The following is a 17,974-nucleotide window of genomic DNA, read 5'->3' as shown; positions in this document are numbered from 1 at the left end:
ACATAAAACAAATGAAAATAAATAAAAACATCCACTAGAATTCAATTACTTTCCTTGAATGTGCCTGTTTATTTTTTCCGCTTTCCTTTTACCTTAATTTTTGATTGTGGTGGCACTATTGCATTTATATTGCTATCTTGTGTGATGGCCGTAGTGCTTTCTTTGGGGACTACAGTAGGTTCTTTAACAGGGACTATAACAGATTTTTTAATAGCCTCTTGCTCTATACTTGAGTATCCTACTATGGGGCTGACTATTTGTGGTATATCATTAGTTTTCATATCTATACTTTCTTTTTTATTACCATATAGAATATAAATACTTGCTAAAATTGCAATTGCAAAAACAGAAAATCCGCTAATAGTTTTTTTAAGTTTACCCTTGTCCAAAATTTTGCTTTCATCTTTTTTAATAAACACCTTGGTGCTACTATTATAATTATTAAAAATCACCGTTTTTTCATATTTATCAGCTTTTAATACTTCTAAAATCTCTTTTTTTAAAATTTCAGCTGAAATATGTCTATCCACAATATCAATTTTAACACATTTCTGTATTATTACTCTTATTTTACCATCAATATCCGCCTCATAATTTTCATCCAAAAGAGGTTCTATACCTGTAGTTGGGATCTTCCCTTTGACCATAAAATAGATTAACATTCCAATTCCATATATATCTGTTTGAGCACAACATTTTCCTACACCATATTGCTCTGGAGCCGCAAATCCATTAGAACCTGCACTCACTGTATCTTGTTCTGTGTCACTCTTATAAACTTTGGATATACCAAAATCTATTAACACAATTTTCCCACTAGGCGTTATCATTATATTAGATGGTTTTATATCCCTATATATAATAGCTGGTTTTTGATTGTGCAAATAGCCTAAAATATCGCACAAATCCGATGTAATCCTGCATGTTTTTTCTGTATCCATTTTACCATTTTCTTTAACATACTCTTTTAGTGTTTGACCTTCTACATAGTCTTGAACCATGTAAATGTTATTATTCTCATAAAATATATCCACTATTCTACGAATCCCAACATGGTTTAGGTTTTTTAAAATATTAGCTTCTGTTAAAATGCCTGTATTTTTTATATCTTGTACTACTTCTTTTATAGCCCACAGGTTTCCAAGCCTTTTATTTTCACATAAATAAACGGTGCCCATACCACCCTTACCTAAAGTTTTAATTACCTCATATTTTCGGTCTAATATATATCCACTATTTAACATAATTCACTAATTCACCTCTTATATAAATGTTTCCTAACTTGTCTATTTAATATATACGTATATCCACCAAATTTTAGAGGGGTATTTCCTTTATAGTCATATATCTTGTCCAGCACCAGTATATATATATATATATTTTTTTTTTCATGTGAAAGTTTGTTAAATAAAAAACACATTTGCTATTATTGGTTTATCACAAATAATAATATCTCACCAAATGAGAACGCAAATGCAAATTAATTATATCAAACTTTCATTTGATTTACTAGATGCCTATGATAAATCACTCTCTTTAATGTAGCAATTTATTTTAATTTTCAAGTACCATTTTTAAAATCATGAATATAATACTACTGTAAAGTAAATCGAGGAGATGACTAAGGATGGCTTACAGTGCTAGAGAGTTATTGGCTAGAATTATAAAGTGTGAAGCTGGTGGGGAAGGAGAAAACGGAATGAAAGCCGTGGCCTCTGTAGTTATGAACAGAGTTAATGTATCAGATGGTGAATATCTTAGGTTAGGTCAAGGTGATCTAAGAAAGATTATATTCCAACCAGGACAATTTGATTGTGTAGCTTCTGTACTTGGTGGCTTGTCTAACCCACAGACCATATGGTCAAGTCCACCAGAACAAATTCATTTTGATATTGCTGATTGGGCTCTATCTGGTAATAGATTATATACCACAGGTTCTTCCTTGTGGTACTTTAATCCCTTTGCACCATGCCCATATGAGTTCCCTTATAATGGTAGTGGCACCTTTCAAGTTAGCGTAGGTCAACATTGCTTTTATAATCCCACAGCAAAATATTTTACAACTTAATTAGAAATCATTACTAACAATACCTTTATATTATGATTAAATATAATTTTTTAAGGAGGATATTTTATGTTTATAGTACCACCTAATAATTTTAATGGAACTCCAACCTGGAATAATGGCCCTATGTTTTTTGAACCTCCAATGATGCCTTTACCAGATTTTGATACGCCTCATGATACAAGGCAGAACCCTATACCCCAAGCCCCTCCCACTAACCAGGACTTCCAACTTCCACCCGTTCCCCCCATAGTAAATAATCCACTCTATAATCAAGGTTGGTTGCAAGGTCAAATTGGTAAGTATATCAGGGTTTCTTTTTTACTTGGAACAAATACATTTCAAGATAGAGGCGGAACTTTACAAGAAGTTGGAATTAGTTTTATTGTCCTTAAGGAAACTGGTACAAATAATTTAATAATGTGTGATATCTACTCTATTAAATTTGTTACAGTTTTTGCTGATCAAACTAATAAATGTATGCCATAAAATAAAAAATAGTCAAAGTCCTCGTATTAATTGTAAGTTAGAATCAAAAAAACATATAAATTTAATTGCAATACACAAAAACTCTTATCTTAAAAACATAAGAGACGCCACTAGTAATGTTACTTTACTAATGGCGTCTCTTATACTTTATTTTGCCTTTTCTACTTCACCATACTTTACTCCAAAGGTGTCCACAGTAACTTTTTTCATTTTTTGATCTTTTATAGGTTTATCTTTTTTAGTTTGGTCTTTTTGCTCAGTTTCTACAGCAACTATTTTATCTGCCGTTTCCATACCTTCTGTAACCTTACCAAAAGCAGCATATTTAGTATCTAAAAAACTACTGTCCTTAACCACTATAAAGAATTGTGACCCAGCTGAGTTATTGTCTTCTCCTCTAGCCATAGAAATTACTCCTCTTTCATGCTTTAAAGAATTTTCAAAGCCGTTACTACTAAACTCCCCAGCTATTGAATACCCTGGCCCACCACTACCTGTTCCATTTGGGTCGCCACCTTGTATCATAAAACCTGGTATTACTCTATGAAAAATCAATCCATTATAATACCCCTTCTGAACTAGTGAAACAAAGTTTCTAACAGTATTAGGTGCAATATCTGGGTATAATTCTACCTTTATAATTGAGCCATTTTCCATTTCTATAGTAACCAAGGGGTTTTTGTCCTTTGCTGTTTTTTCTGTTTTAATTTCCTTTGCAGGTTCTACCTTTTCCACTACCGGGGGAGTACTATCAACCTTAACTTGCTCTTTATTAGTACAACCTCCTAAAAAAACCACAAAAACCAATGTGAATAATGCCATTACTCGTTTTAAAAATTTCATTCTTTTCATCTTATAAACCACCTTTATATTTTTTAGATATATAATTAATTAAAAATCCTGCTTGGCCACAATCCTATAAACTGGATTTTATTAATTCCATATTTCCCTTTAGTATATATTCCGTTCCTTTGGATATATAAATTGTCTCTTCTTCTTTTAATTTCATTTGCACATTATTAGCTTTTATTACTCCTTCACCACTTGTTACAATGTAACTATGAAACCTTTCATTAACCACATCCATATAATTATTATGGACAATTATCTTTTCCACTTTAAAATAAGGTGTCTCTAATTTATCAAATTTATTAATTTTCCCAGCTTTATTTTCATCTCCATAATCTATAACATCTAATGACTTTTCTATATGGAGTTCCCTTCCGCGTCCCCAGTCATGAAGTCTATAAGTAATATTACTGTTTTGTTGCACTTCAATAAGCTTAACCCCGGCTTCTATGGCATGTACTGTTCCTGCTGGGATATAGATGAAATCCCCTCTTTTGATATTAATTCGTTCTAAATAATCCTCTAATTTGCCTTCTCTTATAATTTCTCTTAGCTTTTCTTTGTTTAAGCCCCTTTTTATTCCTGATACTAAAGTCGCACCTTCCTTTGCTTCTAATATATACCAACACTCTGTTTTCCCATTAGCATTTTCAATCCTTTTAGCATAGTCATCATTTGGATGTACTTGCACTGATAGTGTAGCTTCTGCTTTTATAATTTTATTTAATATAGGAAAATTACTACCACACCCTAAAACCGAAGATAATTTTTGACCTTCATAAATTCCTTCTTCTATTGTAGAGTTCCCCTCTTCATGGCATGAAAGTACCCATTTCTCCCATCCCCATATTTTTTTGCTTAAGTATGGCTTTAATTTCAAGGTTAATCCTTTAGCCATTACATTCCTCCAAAGCCTTAATAATCTAAATTATAAACTAAGCTTTTTAAAATACAGGGTTTCTTTCATATTTTCAAAACTGCAATAATACAGTTTACTTATCTTTTCCTATGTTTGTTGCAATAGCTTTTGCCTCTTCTCTAGTACTACTTGGACCGCAAATATTAAATTTACCATTATATTTACTGTCTACCTTACCATGTCTTATAATTATTTCATTAAAATCCTTTGACGTATCAAATGTTCCAATGACTTCATATTTTCCTGTTTTACTGTTTTTAGTCTCTATAAAAGCACTATACCCCCTACTTTTAAAAATATTGTTCTTCGCACATATTCTCTTTAAAATAACTTGTTGTTTAATACCATCCACTTCTATGCTTCCATCAAATACATGATTTAAAGATAATTTCTTTTTTAATTCTCCAACAAGTTTAATTTCTGTTGGCTTTTGAAATTCACTATTCTCAGCATATATATATGCACTATAGTTTCTTTCTATGCTCACCGGTCTAAAATATATAACGGATATTAAAATCACACCAATAATTCCAATTACTAGTGAAGCCTTTAAAGCTACTTTATCCATATTCTTCACCTCAAATCTAAATTATTTTATTTAACAATATTGCTCTCCCTACTTTCAACTACAAATAATATTATAAACTAAATTATCCTATAGTGCATTATAAAAAGTAAAGTAAGGAACCATTTAAAAAGCTTTTGATAAAACACCTTTAACCACCCATCTTATTTATCTTAATTTTATGTATTTCCATTTTCCAGTTCTATATCTTGAATATATTAATACCCATCTTATAAATTGGTCAACAAATACTGCTATCCAGGCTCCTGAAAGACCAAGCCCTAATTTACTTACAAAAATATATGCAAGGATCGTCCTAATGCCAATTACACCAATAAACGTAGAAACTAATGGCCATATTGTATCCCCTGCACCCCTCAATGCTCCTGCTAAAATTAATTGAGAAGATTGAAATGGTTGTACAAATGCAATGATTTTTAAAGCAGTAGATGACATTTTTATAATTTCTGGATCTTTAGTGTATAATCCTACTAATTGTGGACCAAAAACAAATAGTATTATTGCCATTATAGAAGATATTATTGATCCTATTCTCCTAGCTTCCTTTCCATATTCATCAGCTTTGCCCGGTTTACCTTCTCCTAAGCTTCGTCCAATTAGAGAAGCTGCCGAGATTCCAAATGCTTGCCCTGGTGTAAATGATAGCCCCAGTATACTTAAACAAATTTGATGAGCTGCGAAAGTAAGAGTACCGAGTCCTGCAACCACTTTAATAAATATCATAATACCAACTCGCATTGCCATTTGCTCTAGAGACGCTGGTATCCCAATCTTAATTAGGTTATACATTATATTCTTATCAAATTTAAAATGACTTTTAATGTTGAATTTAATAATACACTTTCCAGACAATAATTTTGTACATAATAAAACAGTTGCAATCATATTGGAAACTGCTGTAGATATGCCTGCTCCTGTTACGCCTAAAGCTGGAAAACCTATTAATCCATAAATTAAAACTGCATTCCCAAAAACATTAATAAAGTTAGCTTTTAAATTTATTTTCATTGGAGTCTTAGTATCACCAGCACCTCTTAATACTGCTGATAAGGAAAAATTAAAGGATTGAAATATAAATCCAACCATAATGGCCCTAAAATAATTTACTCCTACTAATAGGGTATCCGATTGAGCCCCTATAAAAGCCATTATTTCCTTAGTAAATACTAATCCAATTATACTTAAGGGTAAGGCAAAAAATACTTGACTTAACAAAATAATATGTTTAATAGTATTTTCAACTTTATCTAGTCTTTTTGAACCTATGTACCTGGCTACAATTGCCGTTCCACCTATATTTAAGGCTTGAATTAAAGATAAGCCAATAAATAATGGCTGATTAGTAATTCCCACTGCTGCTACAGATGCAGCCGCTATAGCTGTGTCTTTAATTCTCCCTAGCATAATCATATCAATCATACCAAATAAGGTCCCCAGTAATAATTCTGTTAAAACAGGCCAAGCGATATTAAAAACCTCTTTTGATCTAGGGTTTTTCATTTTAAAAATCATAATTTTGATTTTTACCACTAAAACATTTAGCATTTTTCGACACTTCCTATTTTGGAATATTTAGACACTCTAAATATTTTATCACATTAGCGCCCTAATTTCTATTATTATGGAAAACATTTGTAATTCTACAATTAATCAAAGAACAAAATCTCCCTACGGTCGAGTAAAAACCCTTATGCCAAGCAAATATGATAATTTCATCGTCCTTTAATTATCATATTTGCATCACATTCTGGGCATAGAACAATAGGACTACCACTCTTCTTGTCAAATTCCTCAGGTGTATAACATTCAAACGCAACAAATTCTGGTACCTCTTCTTCATACCCACATTTCTTACATTTAAAAAGTATCATCTTATCGGGCCCCTCTGTTTGAAATGGTATCTCCCTTTCATCCATTTTAATTTTAAAAATCCTTTTAATACGTTCCCATATCATAAATATACCCATACTTTCTGTGCCAAATTTGGAATAACTCCATTAGCTGACCGCATTTTGAACATTTCCCTGGATCTTTAGAAAAATTAATAATCATTAATTCTCTATACTTCATTTTTCTTATTTCCTTTTTCCAATTTATTTTTAATGTGTACTGAATTGCTTTAAGCCCACTTTTTATGTATTGCAATAAACCAAAACATTTTCTAATCTTTATACTTATACTTCCAGCATATACTCCATATAATCTAACCATTTTAAAATATTTAGGCGATATATGCATTAGTAACCTGCCTATAAACACTTGTGCCGTAACTGTTTCTTCTACTCTCTCATTAGTTTCATGACTCTTATACCAAAACGTTACATTTTTCCCATCATAGCTAAGTATTCTATATTCTGCTATCGCAGGTCTTGCTAAATATCTACCGATATATCTTGCTGCACCTCTTGCACTTTTCATTCTTGATTTGGCATTTATGTAAAATCCGTTAGGATAATCTTTGAACATTTTTAAGTACTCTGCTTTTTTATCTGGGTTTTTACTAACCATATAATTTATTAATTTGTACTGCCAAACTTTTCTAAAATATTTATAGTCAAAGAATTCCATATCCTTAACTTCATTATCCCTTGTTTTTATTTCTGGAACCAATGCATGCACATGTGGGTTAAACCCTATATTCCTTCCAAAAGTATGCACTACGCCAATCATTCCACTTTGCCAAAGCACTCCACCTTTTTTGCTTCTTTTCTTCTTTTTATATTCTTCTCTATTTTTATAGTTTACACCATTTGCAAACTCATTTATAACCTCATATACCATGTCTTGCAGGTCTTTCAGACTCTCTCTATTCCAAAAAAAATATTTTCTGTACTCAGTCGGTATCGTAAAAACACAATGCCTATGTGGAACATCCAAGATTTTACTTACTTGTTTCTCTACCCATTCGCTTATGTATTTTTTACCACATTTACTACAAAACCTACTTTTACATGTAAATCCTATTTTAAATACTTCCAGACATTTTAAACATATGTACGCAACAAAACCTAATGAAATATCTCCACATCCTATCATTTTCATTACTTCGATATTCATATGTTCTCTCATCTTTTCAGGATACTTTTCTTTATTCAATTTCCAAAACTTTGAATAATTATCTTCAAATATTTGTTTTATGGTAATCTTATTTTTTCTCATGATTTAATCATCTCATATTTATCTGATTTTTTCTATATATCTTTTAGCTAGAATGTTATCCACAGCGGCTTCCGCAAGCTGTTTCCTATATAAGAACAAAATCTCCCTACGGTCGAGTAAAAACCCTTATGCCAAGCAAATATGATAATTTCATCGTCCTTTAATTATCATATTTGCATCACATTCTGGGCATAGAACAATAGGACTACCACTCTTCTTGTCAAATTCCTCAGGTGTATAACATTCAAACGCAACAAATTCTGGTACCTCTTCTTCATACCCACATTTCTTACATTTAAAAAGTATCATCTTATCGGGCCCCTCTGTTTGAAATGGTATCTCCCTTTCATCCATTTTAATTTTAAAAATCCTTTTAATACGTTCCCATATCATAAATATACCCATACTTTCTGTGCCAAATTTGGAATAACTCCATTAGCTGACCGCATTTTGAACATTTCCCTGGATCTTTAGAAAAATTAATAATCATTAATTCTCTATACTTCATTTTTCTTATTTCCTTTTTCCAATTTATTTTTAATGTGTACTGAATTGCTTTAAGCCCACTTTTTATGTATTGCAATAAACCAAAACATTTTCTAATCTTTATACTTATACTTCCAGCATATACTCCATATAATCTAACCATTTTAAAATATTTAGGCGATATATGCATTAGTAACCTGCCTATAAACACTTGTGCCGTAACTGTTTCTTCTACTCTCTCATTAGTTTCATGACTCTTATACCAAAACGTTACATTTTTCCCATCATAGCTAAGTATTCTATATTCTGCTATCGCAGGTCTTGCTAAATATCTACCGATATATCTTGCTGCACCTCTTGCACTTTTCATTCTTGATTTGGCATTTATGTAAAATCCGTTAGGATAATCTTTGAACATTTTTAAGTACTCTGCTTTTTTATCTGGGTTTTTACTAACCATATAATTTATTAATTTGTACTGCCAAACTTTTCTAAAATATTTATAGTCAAAGAATTCCATATCCTTAACTTCATTATCCCTTGTTTTTATTTCTGGAACCAATGCATGCACATGTGGGTTAAACCCTATATTCCTTCCAAAAGTATGCACTACGCCAATCATTCCACTTTGCCAAAGCACTCCACCTTTTTTGCTTCTTTTCTTCTTTTTATATTCTTCTCTATTTTTATAGTTTACACCATTTGCAAACTCATTTATAACCTCATATACCATGTCTTGCAGGTCTTTCAGACTCTCTCTATTCCAAAAAAAATATTTTCTGTACTCAGTCGGTATCGTAAAAACACAATGCCTATGTGGAACATCCAAGATTTTACTTACTTGTTTCTCTACCCATTCGCTTATGTATTTTTTACCACATTTACTACAAAACCTACTTTTACATGTAAATCCTATTTTAAATACTTCCAGACATTTTAAACATATGTACGCAACAAAACCTAATGAAATATCTCCACATCCTATCATTTTCATTACTTCGATATTCATATGTTCTCTCATCTTTTCAGGATACTTTTCTTTATTCAATTTCCAAAACTTTGAATAATTATCTTCAAATATTTGTTTTATGGTAATCTTATTTTTTCTCATGATTTAATCATCTCATATTTATCTGATTTTTTCTATATATCTTTTAGCTAGAATGTTATCCACAGCGGCTTCCGCAAGCTGTTTCCTATATAATAAAAAAATACTAAAAGGTAAAGTTTTTAGTAATAACTTAGACGCATTATACTCTAAATATTGGAGAAACTAATCTAAGTAGTATTGATAATATCTTATTAAAATTTAGAAAGGTGGTAATATCAATGGCAAGAAAAGATTCAAAAAACTATAATTATACTACTCAAGAGCAAATTATGATTAAGAAAAATGATGATGCTAGATTACCAAAATCACTTGGTAGTGATGAAAAAATCCAAGCTGCTTCAGAGGGCAGTAAAATAGAATAATTTCATTTGACAATTATAAATAAAAATGTTATGATTATTAAAATTTATAGTAATTATTGTAAAAACTATGATGAGAATAGTAAGTTGATGAAATCTTCTAAGTGAGTTAGGGATAGTGTAAACCTAATAAGAATCATTATACTGAAAGACATCTCGGAGTTGTACATTTGAAATCTCACTACTGAGTTATTAGAGTGTATCGGTTTCCTCCGTTAAAGGGATAAAGTGAATCAATTATTTATGATTAACAAGGATGGTACCGTGGGATTTATACTCTCACTCCTATATGGAGTGAGAGTTTTTTGACGTATTTATTATCCCATATTTTTAATTAACTTTTAGTTTTTCAATTGCTAAAAGCTATTGTACCCATTCTATAATTACTTATATTTAATAATTAATAAGGGTGGTACCACCGGAATTTCTGGTCCCTGAGCAATGTTTATGCTCAGGGATTTTTTAATTGGTATAAGCTATATCAATTAAATCATCATCTACCATGCCGCAATATTAAAAACATTTTAAAAGGAGGACATATTTATGGAACGTTTATTAACAGAAAATCTTTATCGACATATGGGAGAAAAGGTAAAAATTCAAGGTTGGATACACAAAATAAGAAAAATGGGTAAAATAACTTTTTTAATAATAAGAGACAGGTCTGGTGTAGTTCAATGTGTGCTAGATAAAACGACTATAGATATCAAAGGTTTAAAACTTGAGTCTGTAGTTGAAGTAATTGGATACTAGAGCGATTAACCGCTCAACTTTTAGGTCTTAGAAATGTACGCGAAGTTACTCTATTTCCAAGGGATAGAGATAGAATAGCTCCTTAAATCATAAATTGCATATATTTTTATTAATTTCATCTAGTACAAATATCCGCCAACAATTAATGCTTGAGCTAAAACATAAGTTAGCATAATATATATATTTCCATTTTTAAATTTACCCTTAAAAGTGTAAAATCCTAACATAGCATCTGAACATAAAAACAATAATGACCCAATAAACGGAAGGAAAAACGATATACTCATACCTATAACCCAAATACGTGCTAAACTAGCAAAGCTCATTAATAAAATAACTGCCATATATATGTAAGTGGGTATTTTCATGTCGCCTAAATACATTGTCAATTTTTTCATTACAACGAAAGCGACCATAGTATATATTATTATGATGATAAGGTAAAACCAGACTGGTATATCTTTTACAAAGGAAATGCACTGTAAAAAAAGTAAAACATAACAAAGGTGACCTATAAGAAAAGCGACCAGGCCTAATATAAAATTGTTTTTCATTTCCGGCCACATTAAAAACATATCACCCATAAAACCAAATATTAATGCCATCACAATGAATTTATTAACTTGCGCTACACTTGCTATATAATAAATTGCAAGTAATGGCATTAAAAATGGTTTTGTATAGCAGCGCCCCTTATTATATTCATTTTTAGTAAAAACCATATGCATTACAAATGTTATACAAAATAATCCCCCAATTATTAATTTACTTGTCAATTAAATAACTCCTTTCAACCTATAATAGATATCTTATGTAACTGAATTATATTTACAATCTATCTCTTAATTATTATAAATTGTAATTTAATTTAATTCAACCTTATATATATATCTTTATCTTTACTAAAATAGACTTAACTCTAAGCTAAAATAAAGTACCTATGATTTCTCATAGGTACTTTATTAATTCGCACTTATTTTTTTTTCCAAGTTGTTCCTTCCTTAGTATCAAGAAGTTCAATATTCATAGTTATAAATTCATTTCTTATCTCATCTGCTCTTGCCCAATTTTTACTGGCCCTTGCCTGCGCTCTTTCAATTATAAGCTTATTTATAAGCCCCTCATCTACATTAGAGTCTACATCTTGAGTTGTCATAAGATCTAATGACAATACCTTATCAAAATCTTCTACAAGTATAGCTTTTTCTTTATTATTAAGCTCATCATCTTTTAAAACATCGAAAAGTACCGTGAAAGCATTTGCTATGTTTAAATCATCACTGATACAAACTGCGAATTTTTCTTTGTAGCCGGAAATTTTCTCAGCATTTACTACATTATTTTCATCAATAGCAATTAAAACACTGGAAATTCTCTCTTTAAGTTTTTTAAGTCCCTTCTTAGCATCAGTTAAACTCTCAAAACTAAATACTAACTGCTTTCTATATTTAGATAGAAGACAGAAATATCTATAATCAAGAGGACTATACCCTTCTTCTTCAAGTTTTGCTACTGTTAAGAAGTCTCCAGTAGATTTTGACATCTTACCACTATCTACTACTAGAAACTCTGCATGCATCCAGTAATTTACCCATTTATGTCCTAAGACTCCTTCTGATTGAGCTACTTCGTTAGTGTGATGTATAGCAATATGATCCACTCCACCACAATGAATATCTAAATACTCACCAATATATTTAACAGACATTGCAGAACATTCTAAATGCCAGCCTGGAAAACCTTTGCCCCATGGTGACTCCCACTGCATAATTTGATTAGAGAATTTAGAATTTGTAAACCATAATACAAAATCAAGTGGATTTTTTTTATTAGGATCTATTTCTATTCTGCTTCCTGCTTTCAGTTCATCAATACTAATATTTGCAAGCTTAGCATAATTCTCAAATTTATCAATTTCAAAATATACATTTCCATTAGAAACATATGTATAGCCCTTTTCTTCAAGTTTTTTTATAAAATCTATCATGTCGCTAATATGATCTGTTGCTCTACATACAATAGTTGGTCTTTTTATGTTAAGTTTTTTACAATCTTCAAAAAAAGCATCTTCATAAAACTTAGCGATTTCCCACACAGTTTTATGCTCACGACTTGCTCCCAGTGCCATCTTATCTTCGCCTTCATCTCCATCTGATTGAAGGTGCCCTACATCCGTTACATTCATTACATGCTTAACTTTATAATTTACATACTCTAAGGATTTTTTAAGCACATCTTCAAAAATATATGTCCTTAAATTACCTATATGTGCATAGTTGTACACTGTAGGTCCGCATGTGTACATTCCAACTTTACCTTCTTTATAAGGTATAAACTCATCTTTATTTCTAGTCAAAGTATTATAAACGTAAAAACTCAATATATTCACTCCTTCTTAAATAGTACAATAGTATCCACGACTTCCCCAAACTCACACAATAATTAAAAAATATAAAAAAACCACAGGTATGCTGTAGCTTCAAAGTATTAACAACCGCAAAATTAATCCTTCTGCTTTTAAAAAAATATATATATAAATTCTAACATAATATTAAGATAATGCAATAAATTATCACAATATTATTTTATTTCTTAGGAAATTATATGATTTAAAACTAGGAACAAACTTGTTAAATTGCTTTTATTTTTATATTTTCCTATAAAATAAAAACAGAGCATATAAACAAAAGTTTATATGCTCTGTTTTTTATTTTCTGTCAGCAGATTGTTTTTTTGTTGTAGCATTTTGATTTTTTCCAGTTTCTCTTGTTATTGGAGTATCATAGTTACTCTTAACTAATCTAGAAAATTTATTGTCAGGTTGACTATCTTTAGGCATAAAAACATCTCCCTTATCTATATTTATGTTTATATGTTTTGCTATTTTAAAAATTATATTCTATTTCACTTATTATTTTAATTTCCCATAATTTAAAATCTATAGATTTTAAAAAACACTATTAACATTAATCCTCTATTAATGTTAATAGTGTTTTTATTTGTCTAATTCTAAAAATGCTCTCCATTTTCATAGTATCGCTTTTCTTCTAAAATCCTGAAAATAACGTCCACCTCTTTATACCCAGCCGAATGAATATACTTTGTAATTATTTTAGCCATAGTATCCTGAATTTCTTGACCTCTATCAAACCATGCAACTTCTACTGTGGGATATGTTTTTATTATTTCGCCTTCCATAACAAATGTTGAACTAACACATTCAAAAGTAAAATAATTTTTAGGGCATTCAAGAAGTTCTTGCATTTCTTGTAACATATCTATACTAATTTTACAAATATCATTTACTTCCACACCTTGCAACTTTAACTGTGGCACATCTATCAACTCCTTTTTAAATTATCTCATTTTCTATTTTAAACCTTGTACTTACTAATTCAAAGAATTAATTTTTCTAATTCGAAATTTTAAAACCCATTTTCAGAGAAGCTTTTAAATTTATATAATTATATAAGCCACTCATATCCTTACTTATGTATAAGATATAATTTTTACCAAGTTCAAAAGGTATATTATGAATAATTTTCACAGTTTTCTTATCTCCAGATAGCTGAAGTGTTATAGGAAAATTGGAGTTTTCTCCTTGTCTACATATAAATACTTTATCTTTTAGACTCAATTCATCAATTTCCTTGTTAAAGTTAATATTCCATTCTTTTGTGGACATAACCACAGCATTACTATCTGCTTTATTCCATTGCACAAATTCTTTTTCATCGAATACTGGTAATCTAGCATTATAAACTTGGTTTGCTACAGGATAGTCTGATTTTTCAAATATATGATTCTCTGAAATCTTTTTATCATTTAAATTAAAATAATTATAAAGTACTCTACCTTTAATATCTGGTACTGGGTCATCCCAAGTACAATCTAAATGATACCATATATTATGGAGCTTTACTAAGTTCCAGGCATGATCTTCACCATTACCTTTTCCTAAAACTATTTTAGTCTCAATCCCTACCTCATTTAACATTTTATAAGCTAATTGTGCATATCCACTACACACCGTTGTTCCATTTTTTAATGCTTCATAAGCACTAAATCTACTAAGTGTAGTATCATAAGCTACATGTGCTACAATATAATCATGAATTGCTTTTTCCTTTTGATCATCATTCATACTAACTTTTATTATATCTTTGAGGATTTCAGTCACTTGTAAGCTTACATAATCCTCTTGTATTTTTGTGGTATAAAAACTAAAAGTAAAATTTATTGTAACATCATTTTCATATCCTTTATAGCTACATTGATATGATTTTATGCAACTTTCTAAATAATCATCAGCTTTTAAAATTTCATCAATATCAGTTTGAATTATAGTTTTTAGATTGATGGTATCGGCCTTGTAAATTATGTTAAAGCTTGTCTCTCTTTGCGCTAACTGACTTTTTAAAATACTATTTAAATCCTGTGATGAATATGCTGTTTTTTGCACATTTGAATCATTATATGCTATAAGTGAATTGCCATTTAGTTCTATTGCTGATGCATTTACTGACATTAAGTGTAAATTCATTGTTTCTAATATTAAAATTAATAATAAGATACATACTTTTTTTAACATACCTTTATGATATTTCACATTAGCACCTCTTTTTTATAAAATACGCTCTATTCCTCTGTCCTTATAATAAGTTTAGCCTATATCCTATAACATGTCTACAATCATTTAAATTTCAACATTAAATAATATAATGCTTAAACATGTCCACCAAATCTTTTGAATATGGAGGGTGCTCCAACTGTAATCCACAATCCAATTACAAAATATCTAAAGAAATCAGCAAATATGCTGATAGGCAAAATTACCTTTAATATACTTTTTAATGTTATGAGAATAGTTAATCCAGACACCAATTTCATTACTTGCTTTAACCTAGTATTTCTAACATCATACTTCACATACTTTGATTCTATAATATATCCAATATAGAAACCCAAGACTGTTCCTGATATTGTATAATAAGTTTTTTCTCTAAAAAATATCATTCCAATAAGCATAGGTACAACAATTATCATTAACGCCCATTTTCTCCCAGTAGTTTCGGCATATTCAAAAATATAATTGGATATAAAAACCCATATAATCGCAACTACTATTCCGCCAATTACATCTATGGGCCAATGTACTCCAAGATATAATCTTGAAATTCCAACTAAGATAATAGCTAATATTCCCACCATATACATCCACTTTTTCTTCACCTGAATAATCCACGAAACCCAAAACATGGTAGTAGCTTGAGTATGTCCACTTGGAAAAGATTGTCCTGTAGCAGTTTCTACTCTCAAAGAGCTTATACCAGACACACCTATGGGTCTTGCTAAGTTTACTATATCCTTAAGCGTGGTGTTTACAATTGTGCTTGTAAGTAATGCAAAGCCTAATTTATATCCAAACTTTTTATTTACACACCAAAATATTGTAGCGGCTGCAATAATGTAAAAATACTCTTCTCCAGTCATTGTAACTATTTGAAAAAAAACATCCAAAAATGGTGATTTTATAGATTGTATAAATTTAATAATTTCAATCTGCATATTTCCTCCTAATCCATCTCATAAACTTAATATATAAAATGTGACCACACATACATGTGTAAACACACATACATGTGTAAACACACATACATGTGTGACCGCTCTATGAAATTCCTTTATATTATTTCCCTTGGATTTTCTTTACATCTTCAGACCAAATTTTAACATAGTCATCTGTTGCCCACTGTGCCATAACAGACACTTCTGAATTTTTAAGTTGTACCTCTTTTAAGGGAACCGCCCCTAATATATTATCTTTTATAGCATAAACTGCTAATTTTGAATTAGTTAACACTACTACAATATCTTTATTAGGAGATGTATATGCATCTAATGCACTAGGAACCTTTTGCTTTATAACCTCCCAAGATGGAAATAGTGAATCATAGTTTACCAAATTTTCAGGTGCTTCTATAGGAACATTAAAGTCTGCATATTCATTTTTTACCATTGGTTCTGAAAAATTTAATCTTCCACGTAACAACCATTTCCCGTTCTTTCTAAAAATCCCGAAACTTGTTGGTAGTGGAGCATCAGTTACTATATCTTTATCTTTTTTTAGAATAGTTCTTAAATATGATTTTGCACCAGAATTCAGACCTTCTATTCCCTTTTCACCTAATACCTTTGATGCAACAATTGGAACTTCTGACCCAGTATATATAGTATCCAAGGGAACCACCTCTAATAAATGAGATGCATTTGATTGTTTATCACTTTCAATATCTCTCTCATAACACACATAATCATTTCCTACAAAATTAATACTTTTAAAATCATAGAAATCTGTATTTTTAACTTTTATGCTAGTTTTTTTTATTTCTTTGCCTACGGGCGCTGCAAGCAGAGAATCCACGCCATAATTATTAGTAATTTCTCTGCTAACTTGGAGTTTCCAAAACCCAGTCCTCCTTGGTACGAATAAAAATGGCAGTTCGGATATGGGCTCTACTGAACCATCATAACTAATCCATAATGTTCTATATACCGGTTCCAATATAGTTTTATTTTCATTAACATAAGGCAATTTATAATCAACATTTTTATAGTATTTTAAGCCTAGCAAAAGCCCAGATTGATTTCCTTTTGTATAGGGTTCTAATTTTCTATAAGATAATTTTTTTCCATTTCCAATGTCATCTACACTTATTTTATTTTCATTAGATTGCTTTGACAGAAAGAAAAATACTCCATCCTTTATTATAATTATCCTGCTATCATCAATTTTTATAATATCTCTAAAATAGTTTTTATTAGAAGTAATAGTAATAATCTTCATTTCGCTTTGATTTATATTCATACTCTTCATGGAAGATTTATAATTATTGTATAAATATGTATTCGTGTCTACACTTTTAATCTTAAATTCAGGCTTTTCACAATTATCATCTGGAAGAACAATTTTTTGTTCATTAAAATATGCCTTCTTTCCAATCCACGCCTTCGCTCCCTCTTCCCCCATTTTAGACATAGCTGAAAAGGCATAGCTTTCTACCTTCCAAATTCCATGGACTGGAATTGCTACTTTAGGTGGTATTACTCTGCTGGTTGTTGATAAATCAACATCATTGCATGCCGTAAAACTTATTAATACTAACACTAAAATAAATAAAGATAATATTTTTTTCAT

20 protein-coding genes and 1 other annotated feature are annotated in these 17,974 nt (G+C 30.3%); of the genes, 4 read left to right on the top strand and 16 right to left on the bottom strand.

The window, feature by feature from the left end:
* Positions 1-68: 68 nt before the first annotated feature.
* Complete coding sequence (locus tag G9F70_RS06760; protein ID WP_164946652.1) at positions 69-1,244, bottom strand: serine/threonine-protein kinase; 1,176 nt, start codon at positions 1,242-1,244, stop codon at positions 69-71.
* A gap of 383 nt (positions 1,245-1,627) precedes the next feature.
* On the opposite strand from G9F70_RS06760, the gene G9F70_RS06755 reads away from it, so the two are divergent.
* Together G9F70_RS06755 and G9F70_RS06750 are read left to right on the top strand one after the other, a co-directional pair.
* Positions 1,628-2,068, top strand: a complete 441-nt coding sequence (locus G9F70_RS06755) for a cell wall hydrolase (RefSeq protein WP_164946653.1) — start codon at positions 1,628-1,630, stop codon at positions 2,066-2,068.
* A 66-nt stretch (positions 2,069-2,134) separates the two neighbouring features.
* A complete protein-coding gene (locus G9F70_RS06750; RefSeq protein WP_164946654.1) occupies positions 2,135-2,554 on the top strand; it encodes a hypothetical protein in 420 nt (139 codons plus the stop codon).
* A 147-nt stretch (positions 2,555-2,701) separates the two neighbouring features.
* Here G9F70_RS06750 and G9F70_RS06745 read toward each other — a convergent pair whose 3' ends face one another.
* The 8 genes from G9F70_RS06745 to G9F70_RS06710 form a co-directional block, all read right to left on the bottom strand.
* Entirely contained in the window at positions 2,702-3,211 is a 510-nt protein-coding gene (locus tag G9F70_RS06745; protein ID WP_318011013.1) for a peptidylprolyl isomerase, read from the bottom strand.
* Positions 3,212-3,470: 259 nt separating this feature from the next.
* A complete protein-coding gene (locus G9F70_RS06740) occupies positions 3,471-4,301 on the bottom strand; it encodes a type I phosphomannose isomerase catalytic subunit (RefSeq protein WP_164946656.1) in 831 nt (276 codons plus the stop codon).
* A 94-nt stretch (positions 4,302-4,395) separates the two neighbouring features.
* Entirely contained in the window at positions 4,396-4,890 is a 495-nt protein-coding gene (locus G9F70_RS06735; RefSeq protein ID WP_164946657.1) for a hypothetical protein, read from the bottom strand.
* Positions 4,891-5,055: 165 nt separating this feature from the next.
* Positions 5,056-6,453 carry an MATE family efflux transporter gene (locus G9F70_RS06730; protein WP_164946658.1) on the bottom strand — a complete coding sequence of 466 codons (1,398 nt, stop codon included), beginning with the start codon at positions 6,451-6,453 and terminating at the stop codon, positions 5,056-5,058.
* A 167-nt stretch (positions 6,454-6,620) separates the two neighbouring features.
* Positions 6,621-6,875 (bottom strand): hypothetical protein, encoded by a 255-nt coding sequence (locus G9F70_RS06725; RefSeq protein WP_224617360.1) that lies wholly within the window; start codon positions 6,873-6,875, stop codon positions 6,621-6,623.
* On the bottom strand, positions 6,844-8,067 hold the full coding sequence (locus G9F70_RS06720) for a transposase (protein ID WP_224617359.1): 1,224 nt from the start codon (positions 8,065-8,067) through the stop codon (positions 6,844-6,846). The genes G9F70_RS06725 and G9F70_RS06720 overlap by 32 nt, the downstream gene beginning before the upstream one ends.
* Positions 8,068-8,217: 150 nt before the next feature.
* Complete coding sequence (locus G9F70_RS06715) at positions 8,218-8,472, bottom strand: hypothetical protein (protein WP_224617360.1); 255 nt, start codon at positions 8,470-8,472, stop codon at positions 8,218-8,220.
* Entirely contained in the window at positions 8,441-9,664 is a 1,224-nt protein-coding gene (locus G9F70_RS06710) for a transposase (protein ID WP_224617359.1), read from the bottom strand. The genes G9F70_RS06715 and G9F70_RS06710 overlap by 32 nt, the downstream gene beginning before the upstream one ends.
* 218 nt (positions 9,665-9,882) lie before the next feature.
* On the opposite strand from G9F70_RS06710, the gene G9F70_RS06705 reads away from it, so the two are divergent.
* Together G9F70_RS06705 and G9F70_RS06700 are read left to right on the top strand one after the other, a co-directional pair.
* A complete protein-coding gene (locus tag G9F70_RS06705) occupies positions 9,883-10,026 on the top strand; it encodes a hypothetical protein (protein WP_164945392.1) in 144 nt (47 codons plus the stop codon).
* A 58-nt stretch (positions 10,027-10,084) separates the two neighbouring features.
* Positions 10,085-10,313, top strand: a binding site (T-box leader).
* Between the two features lie 253 nt (positions 10,314-10,566).
* Positions 10,567-10,776 carry an OB-fold nucleic acid binding domain-containing protein gene (locus G9F70_RS06700; protein WP_164945391.1) on the top strand — a complete coding sequence of 70 codons (210 nt, stop codon included), beginning with the start codon at positions 10,567-10,569 and terminating at the stop codon, positions 10,774-10,776.
* Positions 10,777-10,895: 119 nt separating this feature from the next.
* On the opposite strand, the gene G9F70_RS06695 is transcribed toward G9F70_RS06700, so the two are convergent.
* From G9F70_RS06695 to G9F70_RS06670, 7 genes are all read right to left on the bottom strand, one after another.
* Complete coding sequence (locus G9F70_RS06695; protein WP_164945390.1) at positions 10,896-11,552, bottom strand: lysoplasmalogenase; 657 nt, start codon at positions 11,550-11,552, stop codon at positions 10,896-10,898.
* 197 nt (positions 11,553-11,749) lie between these two features.
* Complete coding sequence (gene cysS / locus G9F70_RS06690; RefSeq protein ID WP_164945389.1) at positions 11,750-13,156, bottom strand: cysteine--tRNA ligase; 1,407 nt, start codon at positions 13,154-13,156, stop codon at positions 11,750-11,752.
* Positions 13,157-13,483: 327 nt separating this feature from the next.
* Positions 13,484-13,615 carry a hypothetical protein gene (locus tag G9F70_RS26925; RefSeq protein ID WP_258881059.1) on the bottom strand — a complete coding sequence of 44 codons (132 nt, stop codon included), beginning with the start codon at positions 13,613-13,615 and terminating at the stop codon, positions 13,484-13,486.
* Between the two features lie 170 nt (positions 13,616-13,785).
* Positions 13,786-14,112: a DUF1904 family protein gene (locus tag G9F70_RS06685; protein ID WP_164945388.1), complete on the bottom strand. Its 327-nt coding sequence runs from the start codon at positions 14,110-14,112 to the stop codon at positions 13,786-13,788.
* Between the two features lie 76 nt (positions 14,113-14,188).
* The gene (locus G9F70_RS27245) at positions 14,189-15,385 is read right to left on the bottom strand and encodes a transglutaminase domain-containing protein (protein ID WP_164945387.1); all 1,197 of its coding nucleotides are present in this window, start codon (positions 15,383-15,385) and stop codon (positions 14,189-14,191) included.
* Between the two features lie 116 nt (positions 15,386-15,501).
* Entirely contained in the window at positions 15,502-16,344 is an 843-nt protein-coding gene (locus tag G9F70_RS06675) for a phosphatase PAP2 family protein (RefSeq protein ID WP_164945386.1), read from the bottom strand.
* A gap of 121 nt (positions 16,345-16,465) precedes the next feature.
* Positions 16,466-17,974 (bottom strand): hypothetical protein, encoded by a 1,509-nt coding sequence (locus tag G9F70_RS06670; protein ID WP_164945385.1) that lies wholly within the window; start codon positions 17,972-17,974, stop codon positions 16,466-16,468.

The sequence above is a fragment of the Clostridium sp. FP1 genome, assembly GCF_011065975.2.
GTDB classification, from domain to species: Bacteria; Bacillota; Clostridia; order Clostridiales; family Clostridiaceae; genus Clostridium_AD; species Clostridium_AD tagluense.
This window is presented reverse-complemented; position numbering and strand designations above follow the sequence as displayed.

Excerpts from the sequence above, each read along its gene's own strand:
- G9F70_RS06760 (WP_164946652.1), bottom strand. The coding sequence starts at position 1,244 with ATGTTAAATAGTGGATATATATTAGACCGAAAATATGAGGTAATTAAA.
- G9F70_RS06755 (WP_164946653.1), top strand. The coding sequence starts at position 1,628 with ATGGCTTACAGTGCTAGAGAGTTATTGGCTAGAATTATAAAGTGTGAA.
- G9F70_RS06750 (WP_164946654.1), top strand. The coding sequence starts at position 2,135 with ATGTTTATAGTACCACCTAATAATTTTAATGGAACTCCAACCTGGAAT.
- G9F70_RS06745 (WP_318011013.1), bottom strand. The coding sequence starts at position 3,211 with ATGGAAAATGGCTCAATTATAAAGGTAGAATTATACCCAGATATTGCA.
- G9F70_RS06740 (WP_164946656.1), bottom strand. The coding sequence starts at position 4,301 with ATGGCTAAAGGATTAACCTTGAAATTAAAGCCATACTTAAGCAAAAAA.
- G9F70_RS06735 (WP_164946657.1), bottom strand. The coding sequence starts at position 4,890 with ATGGATAAAGTAGCTTTAAAGGCTTCACTAGTAATTGGAATTATTGGT.
- G9F70_RS06730 (WP_164946658.1), bottom strand. The coding sequence starts at position 6,453 with ATGCTAAATGTTTTAGTGGTAAAAATCAAAATTATGATTTTTAAAATG.
- G9F70_RS06725 (WP_224617360.1), bottom strand. The coding sequence starts at position 6,875 with ATGGGTATATTTATGATATGGGAACGTATTAAAAGGATTTTTAAAATT.
- G9F70_RS06720 (WP_224617359.1), bottom strand. The coding sequence starts at position 8,067 with ATGAGAAAAAATAAGATTACCATAAAACAAATATTTGAAGATAATTAT.
- G9F70_RS06715 (WP_224617360.1), bottom strand. The coding sequence starts at position 8,472 with ATGGGTATATTTATGATATGGGAACGTATTAAAAGGATTTTTAAAATT.
- G9F70_RS06710 (WP_224617359.1), bottom strand. The coding sequence starts at position 9,664 with ATGAGAAAAAATAAGATTACCATAAAACAAATATTTGAAGATAATTAT.
- G9F70_RS06705 (WP_164945392.1), top strand. The coding sequence starts at position 9,883 with ATGGCAAGAAAAGATTCAAAAAACTATAATTATACTACTCAAGAGCAA.
- G9F70_RS06700 (WP_164945391.1), top strand. The coding sequence starts at position 10,567 with ATGGAACGTTTATTAACAGAAAATCTTTATCGACATATGGGAGAAAAG.
- G9F70_RS26925 (WP_258881059.1), bottom strand. The coding sequence starts at position 13,615 with ATGCCTAAAGATAGTCAACCTGACAATAAATTTTCTAGATTAGTTAAG.
- G9F70_RS06675 (WP_164945386.1), bottom strand. The coding sequence starts at position 16,344 with ATGCAGATTGAAATTATTAAATTTATACAATCTATAAAATCACCATTT.
- G9F70_RS06670 (WP_164945385.1), bottom strand. The coding sequence starts at position 17,974 with ATGAAAAAAATATTATCTTTATTTATTTTAGTGTTAGTATTAATAAGT.